The following is a 14984-nucleotide window of genomic DNA, read 5'->3' as shown; positions in this document are numbered from 1 at the left end:
TTCGCCTCCCGAACGCCGGGCGAACGGCCGGGGAAAGATCGGGGGATCCTTCGGACATTCCTCCGACCACCCACCGCCACCACCCCGCGGCGGGCGGGCCAACACGACGGCACCCCCGCGAAGATCGCCGTATGGCCAACGTCTAAAGTGGCGTGGTAAGCGCAAGCCTTACCGGGTCATCACGCCGGCGGAGCTTGCTGGCCTTATCTCCGCGGCTCAAGCCGCTGACGTTACTTCCAGGGGTGTGCGTGACGGCCGTCGAAACCCGTCCTGCGGGGGCGCTCTCTCAGGTCCCCGGGAGTCCCGGTAACCGGTCGTTCGGCCCCCGGCTCAAGGCGTTCGTCGCGCTGACCAAGCCGCGGGTCATCGAGCTGCTGCTGATGACCACGGTGCCGGTGATGTTCCTGGCGGCCCGCGGGGTGCCGGACCTGTGGCTGGTGCTGGCGACCTGCGTCGGCGGCTACCTCTCCGCCGGCGGCGCCGCCGCGTACAACATGTACCTGGACCGCGACATCGACGCGATGATGGACCGCACCTCCCAGCGCCCGCTGGTCACCGGCATGGTCTCGCCGCGCGAGTGCCTGGTCTTCGCGTCCGTCCTCGCGGTCGGCTCCACCGCCTGGTTCTGGTTCCTGGTCAACCCGCTGTCGGCGATGCTGTCCCTCGGGGCGCTGCTCTTCTACGTCGTCGTCTACACGATGATCCTCAAGCGACGCACCTCGCAGAACATCGTCTGGGGCGGCATCGCGGGCTGCATGCCCGTCTTCATCGGCTGGTCCTCGGTGACCAACTCCGTCTCCTGGGCCTCGTTCGTCCTCTTCCTCGTCATCTTCTTCTGGACGCCGCCGCATTACTGGCCGCTGTCGATGAAGGTCAAGGACGACTACGAGCGGGTCGGGGTGCCGATGCTCCCGGCCGTCGCCGGCAACAAGGTCGTCGCCCGGCAGATCGTCGTCTACAGCTGGGTGATGGTCGCCGTCTCGCTGCTGCTCCAACCGCTGGGCTACACCGGCTGGTTCTACACCGCGGTCGCGGTCGCCTGCGGCGCGTTCTGGCTCCGCGAGGCGCACGCGCTCCAGTCCCGCGCCAAGGCCGGGATCACGGGCGCCAAGCTCAAGGAGATGCGGCTGTTCCACTGGTCCATCACCTATGTCTCGCTGCTCTTCGTCGCCGTCGCCGTGGACCCGTTCCTGCGCTGAGTTCCTGCGCCGAGCGTCACTCCCGGAGAGCTCTTCCTCGTTCCATTACCCGCGGGTAGCATGCTGTCCATGGCAGACACCGAGCAGGCGGACGAGCAGGTGGCGGCGGACGGCGCGGCGTCCGCGACCAAGGCGGACACCCGGGCCGACAAGCGGACGGCCAGGCTCGCCGGGCAGATCCGCGCCTTCGCCAAGACGCACGGCGGCAGCGCCGAGGGCCAGCTCGCGCACATCGGCCGCGGGCGCACCCGCATCGCGCTGGTCGGCGCCAACGGCGAGTGGGGCACCCTCGTGGCGGACAGCTACGACAGCGCCAAGGGTGCCGCGGAGCTGGCCGGCATCACGCTCCAGGACGACTTCGACGGCGAGCTGGCCGCCAAGGTCCGCACCGGCCCGTACGAGTGGTCCCGGATGGCAGGCATCCAGGTGGGCGGCCCGGCCAACCCGTGAGACCCCCGTGGACGGGCCCCGGTGCCGTGCGCCGGGGCGCGTCGCCCGCTACCTCACCACCCCCTCGCCCGTTAAGCCCACCAGGCGCGGCGCTTCGGCCACGCCGGGCGCGCTGACGGCCGGGAGGGGCGGATGGAGGGACTGCCACCGCTCGTCGACCAGTACAGCCACGGTGCCGTCCACGGCGAACTGGGCCTCGGGTCCTTCGAGGCGCACCTGGCCACCGCGGTCGGCGCCCAGGGCCCGGCCCCCGCCGGCACCAGCTACTTCGACACCCGCGCCGGCCTGGCGATACGCCGCTGGTGCCCCCCGCTGCTCGGCCTGGAGCCGCACTGCCCGCCGGTGCGCTATCTGGCCCGCCGGCGCGAGGTGGGCGCATTCCACGCCGGCCGGCTGCTGCTCCGCGGCGCCGGCATCGGCACGTTCCTGCTGGAGACCGGCGCCCCCAGCGAACTGACCTCGGCCGCCGAACTGTCCGCCGCAGCCGAGGCCCGCGCCCATGAGGTGGTCCGGCTCGAACCGCTCGCCGAGCAGGTCGCCGACACCTCGGGCAGCGTCGACTCCTTCATCGGCTACACCGCGGAAGCCCTGTACGCCGCGGCCCAGCACGCCACCGCGTTCGCCTCCGGCGCCACGTACTGCGAGGGCCGCGCCCCCGACGGCGCCGAGGTGCGGCGGGCCGCGGACCGCTGGCTGCGCGGGCGCCGTCCCGGGGACCGGCTGGCGGAGCCGGCGCTCGTCCGGCATCTGCTGTGGAGCGCGGTGGCGACCGGGCTGCCGGTGCAGCTGCACTGCCCCGATCCGCAGCCCCTGGCGGGCTTCCTGCGGGCCACCGCCGGCCTCGGCTCGGATCTCGTCCTGCTGCCCGGGACGCCGCACCACCGGCGGGCCGCGCAGCTCGCCGCCGTGCATTCCCATGTCTACGCCGACACCGGGCCGCACCCCGAAGAGGCCCTGGGCCAGGCCCCGTTCGGCAAGCTGCTGTTCTCCTCGGGAGCACGCGGGCTGCCCGAGCTCTATGTCATCGGCGCGCAGTTCTTCTTACGCGCCATGGCACGCGTCGTGGGGGAGTGGACCGCGGAGGGGCTGTGCGCCGCCTCGGACGGGCGGCGGATCACCGAGATGGTCGGCTCGGGCACCGCCCGGCGGGTCTACCGGCTGGTGGCGGGGGCGAGCTGAGCCTCCGGCGCCTTGTCGTCGGCCGCCGCGCCGGCGCCCTCCTCCGGGACCGGACCGCGCTCGCGCAGCGAGAGGGCGAGGCGCAGCACACAGATCCACACCAGGGACGAACCCAGCATGTGCAGGCCGATGACGAGTGCGGGCAGGCCCATGAAGTACTGGACGTAGCCGACCACGCCCTGGAAGGCGATGGCGGCGAACAGCGCCAGGACGGCGCGCCGTGGGGCGGGCGGGGCCTTGACGGCGCGCAGGGTGAAGAACAGAGCGACGGACAGGCCGACGACGATGTAGACGAAGTCGACGTGGAGCTGGGTGATCTCCTGCCAGTTCAGCGGGATGCGGTGGACCTTCCTGGCGTCGCCCGCGTGCGGACCGGTGCCCGTGACGACCGTGCCGATGACGGTGAGCGCGGCCGTCGCCAGCACCAGCAGCCAGGACAGCTGCCGGACCGGGCGGGGAACGATGCCGCGCGGCTCCTCGTCGCCCTCCCCTGCGCGCTGCCAGGCCAGGACGCACACCGTGAGAAGGCCGGTGGTGAGGAGGAAGTGCGCGGCGACGAGGTACGGGTTCAGGCCGGTCAGCACGACGATGCCGCCCCAGACCGCGTTGCCCATCACGACCCAGAACTGTGCCCAGCCGAGCCGGGTGAGCGAGCGGCGGCGCGGCGAGCGGGCCCGTGCGGCCACGATGAACAGCCCGATGAAGGCGCACAGGACGTAGGTCAGCAGGCGGTTGCCGAACTCGATGAGGCCGTTGATGCCCATCGCGGCGGTCGGGGTGAGGCTGTCCGGTGTGCACTTGGGCCAGGTCGAGCAGCCCAGACCGGACTGCGTCAGCCGGACCGCCCCGCCGGTCACGACGATGACCACGGCCATCACGACGGTGGCGAGCGCGGCCCGCCGGACGAACCGTGCGGACGGCTGCCAGCGGCGGGCGATCAGCTCAAGGGGATTCAGCGTGTTCGGCACGGGTGCCATCGTAGGCAACGGCTTGTGCGCGTTTTCACGAGGGTCCGGTTTGCCGTGTCCGGCCGGTGGTTCGGGGGTGTTCGCCGAGGTGGGGGCGTAGGTGAGCCGGTCCGGCGGTTCCGGCCGGGCCGGCCCGTGCCGACCCGCGGCGGCCTACTCCCAGCGGAAGAACTTCGCCGCGGCGCCCAGGCCCAGTACCGCCCAGACGGCCAGGATGCCGAGGTCTGCCCAGGGGATCCCGGCCCCGTGCTGGAGCACCGTGCGCAGTCCGTCGGAGAGCGCGGAGATCGGCAGCAGCCCCAGCGCCGCCTGTGCGGCCTCCGGGAACTTCGCCAGGGGGACGATGACGCCGCCGCCCACGAGGAGCAGCAGGAAGACCAGGTTGGCGGCGGCCAGGGTGGCCTCCGCCTTCAGGGTGCCGGCCATCAGCAGGCCCAGGCCGGAGAACGCCGCGGTGCCCACCAGGAGCAGCAGGACGACGGAGACGGGGTTGCCGTGCGGCGACCAGCCCAGCGCGAAGGCGACCACCGTCAGCAGGACGACCTGGAGGACCTCGGTGACCAGCACCGCGCAGGTCTTCGCCGTCATCAGCGCCCAGCGGGGGAGCGGTGAGGCGCCCAGCCGCTTGAGGACCCCGTAGCGCCGCTCGAAGCCGGTCGCGATGGCCTGGCCGGTGAAGGCGGTGGACAACACGGCGAGCGCCAGAATGCCCGGCGCGAGGAAGTCCACCGACTTGCCGGCCCCGGTGTCGATGATGTCGACGGCGGAGAACAGCACCAGCAGCAGTGTCGGGATGACGACGGTCAGCAGCAGCTGCTCACCGTTGCGCAGCAGCATCCTGGTCTCCAGGGCCGCCTGTGCGCGGATCATCCGCGGCAGCGGGGCGGCACCCGGCCGAGGGGCGAACGTTCCGGTCCCGGCGGTCATGCGCGCAGCTCCTTCCCGGTGAGCTCCGGGCCGTGCTGTCCCGGGTGGCGACCCTCGGGCCCCCGGCCGAAAGGCGAGTGACCCCGCGTCATGCGCGCAGCTCCTTTCCCGTGAGCTCCAGGAAAACGTCCTCAAGAGTGTGCCGTTCGACGGCTATCGAGTCCGGCATCACGCCGTTCTGGGCGCACCAGGAGGTGACGGTGGCCAGAAGTTGGGGATCGATCCGGCCGTTGACGCGGTAGGTGCCGGCGACCAGTTCGGTGGCGATGCTGTCGGCGGGCAGGGCCTTGAGGAGCGAGGCGATGTCCAGACCGGGGCGGCCGGTGAAGCGGAGGCTGTTCTCGGCGCCGCCCCTGCACAGCTCCTCGGGGCTGCCCTGGGCGATCACCCGCCCGCCGTCGATGATCGCGACGTCGTCGGCGAGCTGCTCGGCCTCGTCCATGAAGTGGGTGGTGAGCACGACGCTCACGCCGTCGGTGCGCAGTTCGCGGACCAGGTCCCAGGTGGCGTGCCGGGCCTGTGGGTCCAGGCCGGCGGTGGGCTCGTCGAGGAAGACCAGTTCGGGGCGGCCGACCACGGCCATCGCCAGCGCGAGCCGCTGCTGCTGGCCGCCGGACAGCCGCCGGTAGGGGGTGCGGCCACAACTGCCCAGCCCCAGCCGGTCGATGAGGACGGCCACGTCGAGCGGGTGGGCGTGCAGGGTGGCGGTGTGTCGGAGCATCTCCTCGGCCCGGGCGCCCGCGTAGACGCCGCCGGACTGGAGCATCACGCCGATGCGCGGTCGCAGCACGGCGGCGTCGGCGACCGGGTCCAGGCCCAGTACGCGGACCCGGCCGGCGTCCGGGCGGCGGTAGCCCTCGCAGGTCTCGACGGTGGTGGTCTTGCCGGCGCCGTTGGGGCCGAGGACGGCGGTCACCGAGCCGCGGGCGACGGTGAGGTCGAGCCCGTCCACGGCGGTCTTGGCCCCGTACCGCTTGATCAGGCCGACGACCTCGACGGCAGGTTCCCGGCCTGGGGGTCCCCCCGCCGAAGGAAGGGGGCGGGTCTGGGGGTCGCCCCCTGGGGAGGTACTGCGCATGGCGGGCAGTCTACGGAGCGGGGCCGGGTGGCCGGGAGTGGGGGCTCGGGTACGGTCCGGGGGCCGGGTCGCCGGAACGGCGGTGCGGGCGGCGGCGGTCTTCGACCGGCGAAACGGCGTCCGGGTCGTGCCGCGGAGCGTCCGGCGGACCGGGGCGACCAGGTCGCGTCGTCGCAGGCCGGAGGGCGTTTCCGGAGTTCTGGACGGGTACGGGTTTAGGTAACCCTAAGTGATCGAGGCCACCAGTCCGTGGTGTGAAACAGGCTTGAATCGCTTTGGCGAATTACGCAACAATGGCGTTGTGAAATACGCGAGCGAGGATCAGGAGAGGCCAGCGGTCCAGCCGACCGCCGGGCCGGCTTCCCCCGCGCCCGAGCGGCCCGCGCAGGCCGGACGCCCCGCCCCGGCGCCGCACGACGAGCAGCAGGGCACCCGCAACCGCGTCGCCCGCTCGATCCTCGACCACGGTCCGTCCACCGCGGCCGAGCTGGCCCTCCGCCTGGAGCTGACCCAGGCCGCCGTCCGCCGTCATCTGGACGCGCTGGCCGCCGAGGGCGTCGTGGAGCCCCGCGAGAAGCGGGTCTACGGCGCGCGGGGCCGCGGTCGCCCGGCCAGGGCCTTCGCGCTCACCGACTGCGGGCGGGACGCCTTCGACCAGGCGTACGACCAGCTCGCCTCCGACGCGCTGCGCTGGATCGCGCAGAGCGCGGGCGGCGGGGAGAAGGGCGAGGCGGCGGTCGCCGCGTTCGCCCGCGCACGGCTCGCGGCCCAGGCCGAGGGATACCGCAAGGCGGTCGAGGCGGCCGAGCCGGAGGCCCGTACGGAGGCCCTCGCGAAGGCGTTGACCGCGGACGGGTACGCTGCTACGGCGCGCAGTGCGCCCAACCCCCAGCTCGGTGAACAGCTCTGCCAGCACCACTGCCCGGTCGCCCATGTCGCCGAGCAGTACCCGCAGCTGTGCGAGGCGGAGACCGAGGTCTTCTCCCGTTTGCTCGGGACCCACGTACAGCGACTTGCCACCATCGCCCACGGTGACGGAGTGTGCACGACCTTCGTCCCGAAGGCCGGGGCCGGCAAGGCGGCTCACAGCAGCACAGCGCACAGCAGCACCCCAAAGACCACCACAGCATCTGCAAGCACGGCCGGGAGGAACCCCGCATGACGCTCCCCACGGAGACTGCTCACCCCGAGCTCGAGGGCCTGGGCAAGTACGAATACGGCTGGGCCGACTCCGACGTGGCCGGCGCTTCGGCGAAGCGCGGTCTCTCCGAGGAGGTCGTCCGCGACATCTCGGCGAAGAAGAACGAGCCGGAGTGGATGCTCAAGCTCCGCCTCAAGGGGCTGAAGCTCTTCGACAAGAAGCCGATGCCGCAGTGGGGCTCCGACCTGTCGGGCATCGACTTCGACAACATCAAGTACTTCGTCCGCTCCACCGAGCAGCAGGCCGCCTCCTGGGAGGAGCTGCCGGAGGACATCAAGAACACCTACGACAAGCTGGGCATCCCCGAGGCGGAGAAGCAGCGGCTGGTCGCCGGTGTCGCCGCGCAGTACGAGTCCGAGGTCGTCTACCACCAGATCCGTGAGGACCTGGAGGCCCAGGGCGTCATCTTCCTGGACACCGACACCGCGCTGAAGGAGCACCCGGAGCTCTTCCAGGAGTACTTCGGCACGGTCATCCCGGTCGGCGACAACAAGTTCGCGTCGCTGAACACCGCGGTGTGGTCCGGCGGATCGTTCATCTACGTCCCCAAGGGCGTCCACGTGGACATCCCGCTCCAGGCCTACTTCCGCATCAACACCGAGAACATGGGCCAGTTCGAGCGGACCCTGATCATCGTCGACGAGGACGCCTACGTCCACTACGTCGAGGGCTGCACGGCGCCGATCTACAAGTCCGACTCGCTGCACTCCGCGGTCGTCGAGATCATCGTCAAGAAGGGCGGCCGGTGCCGCTACACGACCATCCAGAACTGGTCGAACAACGTCTACAACCTGGTCACCAAGCGCGCCGTCGCCTACGAGGGCGCGACGATGGAGTGGGTCGACGGCAACCTCGGCTCCAAGGTGACCATGAAGTACCCGGCGGTCTACCTCATGGGTGAGCACGCCAAGGGCGAGACGCTGTCCATCGCCTTCGCCGGCGAGGGCCAGCACCAGGACGCCGGCTCCAAGATGGTCCACATGGCGCCGAACACCTCCTCCAACATCGTCTCCAAGTCGGTGGCGCGAGGCGGCGGCCGGACCTCCTACCGCGGTCTGGTCGAGATCGGCGAGGGCGCCGCCGGCTCCAAGTCCAACGTGCTGTGCGACGCGCTGCTGGTGGACACCATCTCCCGCTCGGACACCTACCCCTACGTGGACGTCCGCGAGGACGACGTGTCCATGGGCCACGAGGCGACCGTCTCCAAGGTCAGCGAGGACCAGCTGTTCTACCTGATGGCGCGCGGCCTCTCCGAGCAGGAGGCCATGGCGATGATCGTGCGCGGCTTCGTCGAGCCGATCGCCCGTGAGCTGCCGATGGAGTACGCGCTGGAGCTGAACCGGCTGATCGAGCTGCAGATGGAAGGCGCGGTCGGCTGACGCCGGTCCGCACGCAGCGACTGACTCCCTGAACGCAGAAAGCGAGCGCAACGACAGCCATGGCTGAGGCTCAGAACATCCCGGCGGGTTCCACGACCACCGGCTCCATCGCGGTGGCCGCGGAGTCCACCGTCGCCACCCGGATGAGCGCCCCGCCGTCCTACGACGTGGCGGACTTCCCGGTGCCGCACGGCCGCGAGGAGGAGTGGCGCTTCACGCCGCTCGCGCGGCTGCGCGGTCTGCACGACGGCAGCGCCGCAGCCGGCGGTCCCGACCTGAAGGTCGACATCACCGCGCCCGACGGCGTCACCCACGAGCTGGTCGACCGCACCGACCCGCGGGTCGGCAAGGCCGGCAAGCCGGTGGACCGGGTCGCGGCCCAGGCGTACAGCTCGTTCGAGAAGGCGTCGGTGGTCACGGTCCCCAAGGAGACCGTGCTCACCGAGCCGATCCGGATCACCGTCCACGGCGAGGGCGGCACCGCCTACGCCCACCAGGTCGTCGAGCTGGGCGCGTTCGCCGAGGCGGTCGTGGTCATCGACCACACCGGTGACGCGGTGCTCGCCGCCAACGTCGACTACCTCCTCGGCGACGGCGCCAAGCTGACCGTCGTCTCCGTGCAGGACTGGGCCGACACCGCCGTCCACTGCGGTCAGCACAACGCCCTGGTCGGCCGGGACGCCACCTTCAAGTCCGTGGTCGTCACCTTCGGCGGCGACCTGGTCCGCCTCCACCCGCGCATCGACTACGCGGGCCCCGGCGGCGAGGCCGAGCTCTACGGCCTGTACTTCACCGAGCGGGGCCAGCACCAGGAGCACCGCCTCTTCGTCGACCACGACACCCCCAACTGCCGCTCCCACGTGACGTACAAGGGCGCGCTCCAGGGCCAGGACGCGCACGCGGTCTGGATCGGCGACGTCCTCATCCAGGCCGCCGCCACCGGCACGGACACCTACGAGCTCAACCGCAACCTCGTCCTGACCGACGGCGCGCGGGTCGACTCGGTGCCCAACCTGGAGATCGAGACCGGCGAGATCGTCGGCGCCGGCCACGCCTCGGCGACCGGCCGGTTCGACGACGAGCAGCTGTTCTACCTGATGGCCCGCGGTGTCCCGGCCGACGAGGCGCGCCGTCTGGTCGTCCGCGGCTTCTTCGCCGAGCTGGTCCAGCAGATCGGCCTCCCGGACGTCGAGGAGCGCCTGATGAGCAAGATCGAAACCGAGCTGGAAGCGTCCGCGGCATGACGTACGTACGCGTGGCCGCGCTCAGCGAGCTGGAGGAGGACACCCCCAAGAGGGTGGAGATCGACGGTACGCCGATCTCGCTGGTCCGCACCGAGGGCGAGGTGTTCGCGATCAACGACATCTGCTCGCACGCGAACGTCTCCCTGTCGGAGGGCGAGGTCGAGGACTGCTCGATCGAGTGCTGGCTGCACGGCTCCAGCTTCGACCTGCGCACCGGCAAGCCGTCCGGCCTTCCCGCGACGCGCCCCGTCCCCGTATACCCCGTAAAGATCGAAGGGGACGACGTGCTCGTCTCCGTCACCCAGGAGTCCTGAGTCACCCATGGCAACGCTTGAGATCCACGACCTGCACGTCTCCGTCGAGGCCGAGAACGGCCAGCGCGAGATCCTGAAGGGCGTCGACCTGACCGTGAAGCAGGGCGAGACGCACGCCATCATGGGCCCCAACGGCTCCGGCAAGTCGACCCTCGCCTACTCCCTCGCGGGTCACCCGAAGTACACGATCACCGGTGGCACCGTCACCCTCGACGGCGAGGACGTCCTCGCGATGTCCGTCGACGAGCGCGCCCGGGCCGGCGTCTTCCTCGCCATGCAGTACCCGGTCGAGGTCCCCGGTGTCTCGGTCTCCAACTTCCTGCGCACCTCCGCCACCGCGATCCGCGGCGAGGCCCCCAAGCTGCGGCTGTGGGTCAAGGAGGTCAAGGAGACCATGGAGCGCCTCCAGATGGACCCCTCGTTCGCCGAGCGCAACGTCAACGAGGGCTTCTCCGGCGGTGAGAAGAAGCGCCACGAGATCCTCCAGCTGGAGCTGCTGAAGCCGGCCATCGCGATCCTCGACGAGACCGACTCCGGCCTCGACGTCGACGCGCTGCGGATCGTCTCCGAGGGCGTCAACCGCGTCCGCGAGACCGGCCGGGTGGGCACCCTGCTGATCACCCACTACACCCGGATTCTCCGCTACATCAAGCCCGACCACGTCCACGTCTTCGCCAACGGGCGGATCGCCGAGTCCGGCGGCCCCGAGCTGGCGGACAAGCTGGAGGCCGAGGGCTACGAGGCATATGTGAAGGGTGGTACCAGCCTGTGAGCGACGCACGCGAGGCCACCGGCCCGCGGATGACCTGCTACCCGCGGGTTCGCCTCGCGGGCGGAGAAGCGAACGAAAGGGCACGGGTGTGACACAGCTGCCGGGCCTCCTCGACACAGAGGCGATCCGCAAGGACTTCCCCGTCCTGGACCGTCTGGTCCACGACGGGAAGAAGATCGTGTACCTGGACAACGCGGCGACCTCGCAGAAGCCGCGCCAGGTCCTCGACGCCCTGAGCGCCTACTACGAACGCCACAACGCCAACGTCCACCGCGGCGTGCATGTGCTCGCCGAGGAGGCCACGGCGCTGTACGAAGGCGCCCGCGACAAGGTCGCCGCCTTCATCAACGCGCCCAGCCGGGACGAGGTGATCTTCACCAAGAACGCCTCGGAGTCGCTCAACCTCGTTGCCAACATGCTGGGTTGGGCCGACGAGCCGTACCGCGTGGACCGCGAGACCGAGATCGTCATCACGGAGATGGAGCACCACTCCAACATCGTCCCGTGGCAGCTGCTCTCGCAGCGCACCGGCGCGAAGCTGAAGTGGTTCGGCATCACCGACGACGGCCGCCTCGACCTGTCCGACATCGACGAGATCATCACGGAGCAGACGAAGATCGTCTCCTTCACGCTGGTCTCCAACATCATGGGCACCGTCAACCCGGTCGAGACGATCGTCCGGCGGGCCCAGGAGGTCGGTGCGCTGGTGTGCATCGACGCCTCGCAGGCCGCGCCGCACATGGTCCTGGACGTCCAGGCGCTGCAGGCCGACTTCGTGGCCTTCACCGGCCACAAGATGTGCGGCCCGACCGGTATCGGTGTGCTGTGGGGCCGCCAGGAGCTGCTGGAGGACCTGCCTCCGTTCCTCGGCGGCGGCGAGATGATCGAGACGGTGTCCATGCACTCCTCGACCTACGCGCCCGCGCCGCACAAGTTCGAGGCCGGTACGCCCCCGATCGCGCAGGCCGTCGGCCTCGGCGCGGCCGTGGACTACCTCACCTCGATCGGCATGGACAAGATCGCGGCGCATGAGCACGCGATCACCGAGTACGCCGTCAAGCGGCTGCTGGAGGTTCCCGACCTGCGCATCATCGGCCCGAGCACGGCCGAGGACCGCGGGGCGACGATCTCCTTCACGCTCGGCGACATCCATCCGCACGACGTGGGCCAGGTGCTGGACGAGCAGGGCATCGCGGTCCGGGTGGGGCACCACTGCGCGCGTCCGGTCTGCCTGCGCTACGGAATTCCTGCGACCACGCGGGCGTCGTTCTATCTGTACTCCACCCCGGCCGAGGTCGACGCCCTGGTCGAGGGTCTGGAGCACGTCCGCAACTTCTTCGGATGAGGACAGGACTGACTGAGTCGTGAAGCTGGATTCCATGTACCAGGACGTCATCCTGGACCACTACAAGCACCCCCATGGGCGCGGTCTCCGGGACGGCGACGCCGAGGTGCACCACGTCAACCCCACGTGCGGTGACGAGATCACGCTGCGCGTGCGGCTGGAGGGCACGACCATCGAGGACGTGTCCTACGAGGGCCAGGGCTGCTCCATCAGCCAGGCCAGCGCGTCGGTGCTCAACGACCTCCTGGTCGGCAAGCAGCTCGGCGAGGCGCAGCGGATCCAGGAGACGTTCCTGGAGCTGATGCAGTCGAAGGGCCAGGTCGAGCCCGACGACGCGATGGAGGAGGTGCTGGAGGACGCGGTGGCGTTCGCCGGCGTCTCCAAGTACCCGGCGCGCGTGAAGTGCGCACTGCTGAGCTGGATGGCCTGGAAGGACGCCACGGCCAAGGCCCTCTCCGAGGAGGCGAAGACCGCATGACCGAGACCCCCGCCACCACCACCAAGCCGGCCTCCGAGGAGGAGGTCCGCGAGGCCCTCTACGACGTCGTCGACCCCGAGCTGGGTATCGACGTGGTCAACCTCGGCCTGATCTACGGCATCCACATCGACGACGCCAACATCGCCACCATCGACATGACGCTGACCTCCGCGGCCTGCCCGCTGACCGACGTCATCGAGGACCAGGCGAAGTCCGCCACGGACGGCATCGTCAGCGAGCTGAAGATCAACTGGGTGTGGATGCCCCCGTGGGGCCCGGACAAGATCACCGACGACGGCCGCGAGCAGCTGCGCGCGCTGGGGTTCAACGTCTGACCGATCCGCCACCGCGATCCGGCCGTGCCCGCCAGTCACCCCTGGCGGGCACGGCCGTTCCGTATTTCCGGGAAGCGGTTGTGTACGACCGTACGCATCGTTGTGTACGCTCGTACGCATGGTCTATCTGACGCTGGCCGGGGCGATCCTCTCCGAGATCCTGGCGACCACGGCGATGAAGTACAGCGACGGGTTCAGCAAGCTGTGGCCGTCGGTGGGGACCACGCTGGGGTACCTGGTGGCGTTCGCGCTGCTCGCGCAGACCCTGAAGTCGATGAGCGTGGGGACGACCTATGCCATCTGGTCCGGGGCGGGCACCGCCGTCGTCGCGGCGATCGGGATGGTGTTCCTGGGGGAGAGCACCAGCCCGCTGAGGATCCTCGGGGTGCTGCTGGTCATCGCCGGGGTGGTCGTACTGAATCTGGACGGTGCGCACTGATGGCACGGCGGTACGACCCGGACCGGCGGCAGCGGATCATCGACGCGGCGATCGCGGTGGTCGGCGAGCGGGGCATCGCCGGGCTCAGTCACCGCGCGGTGGCGGCTGCGGCGGATGTGCCGCTGGGCTCGACGACGTATCACTTCGCGACGCTGGACGAGCTGCTGGTCGCCGCGCTGCGGCAGGCCAACGGCTGGTGGCTGGCGGACTTCGCGCGCTGGGTGGAGGGGATCGACCCGGCGGTGCCGCTGGCCGACGAGGTGGCGCGGCTGGTCGAGGGGGCGCTGGCCGGCGACCGGTCGCGGGTGGAGCTGGAGTACGAGCTGTATCTGGCGGCGCTGCGGCACGAGGCGGTGCGGCCGATCGCGGCGGAGTGCCTGGACGAGATGGTGGCGCTGCTCGGCCGGCGGATCGGTGACCCGGCCACCGCACGGGCCGTGGTGGCGTTCGCCGACGGGCTGCTCCTGCAGCATCTGCTCACCGGTCAGCCCTTCGAACGGGCCCTGGTCCAGGACGGGTTGGCCGGTGTGCTCGGCTGAGGCCGGAGCCCCGGCGGAGGACGGCGGCGGGAGCGGCCGGCTCGTGCGAGCGCACGAAGGCGGTTGTGCGACCCTACGGGCGCGGCCCGATCGCTGAGACCGGTTCGCCTCGGCGGGTGACCTCCGGTTAGGTTTCCAGCATGACCGATGCTGCTGCTTCCCCCCGTACGACCGGCGCCGTCGCCGCCGGGCTCGCCACCGTCACCTCCGACGGCACCGTTCTCGACACCTGGTTCCCCAAGCCCGAGCTGGTCTCCTTGACCGCCGAGGACCTCGGCCCGGCCGGCACCGAGCGGCTGGCGGACCAGCGCGCCACCGAGCTCCTGGGTGCCGCCGTGCTCAAGGCGATCGGTCCCGACCCGGTCCGCGAGGTGGAGGTCGTGGCCGTCCGCACGGTCATCGCCTCGCTCGACGACAAGCCGCTGGACGCGCACGACGCCTACCTGCGCCTGCATCTGCTGAGCCACCGGCTGGTCAAGCCGCACGGCCAGAACCTGGAGGGCATCTTCGGGCTGCTGAGCAACGTCGCCTGGACCTCGCTCGGCCCGGTGCCCGTCGACCGGCTGGAGACGGTGCGGCTGAACGCCCGTGCTGAGGGCCTGCACCTCCAGGTCACCAGTGTCGACAAGTTCCCGCGGATGACCGACTATGTGGCGCCCGCCGGCGTGCGGATCGCGGACGCCGACCGGGTGCGGCTGGGCGCCCACCTCGCGGCCGGCACCACCGTCATGCACGAGGGCTTCGTCAACTTCAACGCCGGCACGCTGGGCACCTCCATGATCGAGGGCCGGATCAGCGCGGGCGTGGTCATCGGCGACGGCACCGACATCGGCGGCGGCGCCTCCACGATGGGCACCCTGTCCGGCGGCGGCAAGCAGATCATCTCGATCGGCGAGCGCTGCCTGCTGGGCGCGGAGTCCGGTATCGGTATCGCGCTGGGCGACGAGTGCGTCGTCGAGGCCGGTCTGTACGTCACCGCCGGCACCCGGGTCACCATGCCCGACGGCCAGATCGTCAAGGCGCTGGAGCTGTCCGGCGGCGACAACATCCTCTTCCGCCGCAACTCCACCACGGGCGCCGTCGAGGCCCGCCCGAACAAGGCGGTCTGGGGCGGTCTGAACGAGATCCTGCACAGCC

Annotated in this window: 17 protein-coding genes; 14 read left to right on the top strand and 3 right to left on the bottom strand. The window is 70.7% G+C overall.

From position 1 onward, the window contains the following. Positions 1-248: 248 nt before the first annotated feature. From RZ84_RS08855 to RZ84_RS08845, 3 genes are all read left to right on the top strand, one after another. Positions 249-1199, top strand: a complete 951-nt coding sequence (locus tag RZ84_RS08855; RefSeq protein ID WP_043263838.1) for a heme o synthase — start codon at positions 249-251, stop codon at positions 1197-1199. Positions 1200-1259: 60 nt separating this feature from the next. Beyond that, positions 1260-1649 carry a hypothetical protein gene (locus RZ84_RS08850; RefSeq protein WP_043263837.1) on the top strand — a complete coding sequence of 130 codons (390 nt, stop codon included), beginning with the start codon at positions 1260-1262 and terminating at the stop codon, positions 1647-1649. Between the two features lie 132 nt (positions 1650-1781). Beyond that, positions 1782-2828, top strand: a complete 1047-nt coding sequence (locus tag RZ84_RS08845) for an amidohydrolase (protein WP_043263836.1) — start codon at positions 1782-1784, stop codon at positions 2826-2828. On the opposite strand, the gene RZ84_RS08840 is transcribed toward RZ84_RS08845, so the two are convergent. The 3 genes from RZ84_RS08840 to RZ84_RS08830 all read right to left on the bottom strand — a co-directional run bounded on the left by RZ84_RS08840 (position 2801) and on the right by RZ84_RS08830 (position 5801). Further along, the gene (locus RZ84_RS08840; protein ID WP_043269437.1) at positions 2801-3796 is read right to left on the bottom strand and encodes a COX15/CtaA family protein; all 996 of its coding nucleotides are present in this window, start codon (positions 3794-3796) and stop codon (positions 2801-2803) included. The genes RZ84_RS08845 and RZ84_RS08840 overlap by 28 nt on opposite strands. 153 nt (positions 3797-3949) lie before the next feature. Further along, on the bottom strand, positions 3950-4723 hold the full coding sequence (locus RZ84_RS08835; protein ID WP_043263835.1) for an ABC transporter permease: 774 nt from the start codon (positions 4721-4723) through the stop codon (positions 3950-3952). A gap of 88 nt (positions 4724-4811) precedes the next feature. Further along, positions 4812-5801: an ABC transporter ATP-binding protein gene (locus RZ84_RS08830; protein ID WP_078893645.1), complete on the bottom strand. Its 990-nt coding sequence runs from the start codon at positions 5799-5801 to the stop codon at positions 4812-4814. 301 nt (positions 5802-6102) lie between these two features. Here RZ84_RS08830 and RZ84_RS08825 point away from each other — a divergent pair, with 301 nt between their 5' ends. From RZ84_RS08825 to dapD, 11 genes are all read left to right on the top strand, one after another. Beyond that, a complete protein-coding gene (locus tag RZ84_RS08825; RefSeq protein ID WP_043263834.1) occupies positions 6103-6963 on the top strand; it encodes a helix-turn-helix transcriptional regulator in 861 nt (286 codons plus the stop codon). Beyond that, positions 6960-8381 (top strand): Fe-S cluster assembly protein SufB, encoded by a 1422-nt coding sequence (gene sufB / locus RZ84_RS08820; RefSeq protein ID WP_043263833.1) that lies wholly within the window; start codon positions 6960-6962, stop codon positions 8379-8381. The genes RZ84_RS08825 and sufB overlap by 4 nt, the downstream gene beginning before the upstream one ends. Positions 8382-8440: 59 nt before the next feature. Continuing rightward, on the top strand, positions 8441-9625 hold the full coding sequence (gene sufD, locus RZ84_RS08815) for a Fe-S cluster assembly protein SufD (protein ID WP_043263832.1): 1185 nt from the start codon (positions 8441-8443) through the stop codon (positions 9623-9625). Next, positions 9622-9939, top strand: a complete 318-nt coding sequence (locus tag RZ84_RS08810; protein ID WP_043263831.1) for a non-heme iron oxygenase ferredoxin subunit — start codon at positions 9622-9624, stop codon at positions 9937-9939. Before sufD ends, RZ84_RS08810 begins: the two co-directional genes overlap by 4 nt. A 7-nt stretch (positions 9940-9946) precedes the next feature. After that, positions 9947-10711 carry a Fe-S cluster assembly ATPase SufC gene (sufC, locus tag RZ84_RS08805; RefSeq protein ID WP_043263830.1) on the top strand — a complete coding sequence of 255 codons (765 nt, stop codon included), beginning with the start codon at positions 9947-9949 and terminating at the stop codon, positions 10709-10711. 88 nt (positions 10712-10799) lie between these two features. Continuing rightward, positions 10800-12056, top strand: coding sequence for a cysteine desulfurase (locus RZ84_RS08800; RefSeq protein ID WP_043263829.1), 1257 nt, complete (start codon positions 10800-10802; stop codon positions 12054-12056). Positions 12057-12075: 19 nt separating this feature from the next. After that, positions 12076-12534: a Fe-S cluster assembly sulfur transfer protein SufU gene (sufU, locus tag RZ84_RS08795; RefSeq protein ID WP_043263828.1), complete on the top strand. Its 459-nt coding sequence runs from the start codon at positions 12076-12078 to the stop codon at positions 12532-12534. Next, positions 12531-12869: a metal-sulfur cluster assembly factor gene (locus tag RZ84_RS08790; protein WP_043263827.1), complete on the top strand. Its 339-nt coding sequence runs from the start codon at positions 12531-12533 to the stop codon at positions 12867-12869. The genes sufU and RZ84_RS08790 overlap by 4 nt, the downstream gene beginning before the upstream one ends. 118 nt (positions 12870-12987) lie before the next feature. Then, on the top strand, positions 12988-13308 hold the full coding sequence (locus RZ84_RS08785) for a DMT family transporter (RefSeq protein WP_043263826.1): 321 nt from the start codon (positions 12988-12990) through the stop codon (positions 13306-13308). Continuing rightward, positions 13308-13847 carry a TetR/AcrR family transcriptional regulator gene (locus tag RZ84_RS08780; RefSeq protein ID WP_043263825.1) on the top strand — a complete coding sequence of 180 codons (540 nt, stop codon included), beginning with the start codon at positions 13308-13310 and terminating at the stop codon, positions 13845-13847. Before RZ84_RS08785 ends, RZ84_RS08780 begins: the two co-directional genes overlap by 1 nt. A 140-nt stretch (positions 13848-13987) precedes the next feature. Then, on the top strand, positions 13988-14984 hold a 997-nt coding region (gene dapD / locus RZ84_RS08775; RefSeq protein ID WP_043269433.1), incomplete at its 3' end, for a 2,3,4,5-tetrahydropyridine-2,6-dicarboxylate N-succinyltransferase.

Source organism: Streptomyces sp. CT34 (assembly GCF_000805335.1).
Taxonomy (GTDB): Bacteria; Actinomycetota; Actinomycetes; order Streptomycetales; family Streptomycetaceae; genus Streptomyces.
The sequence above is the reverse complement of the archived record's forward strand: the minus strand, read 5'-3'. Positions and strand labels throughout refer to the sequence as shown.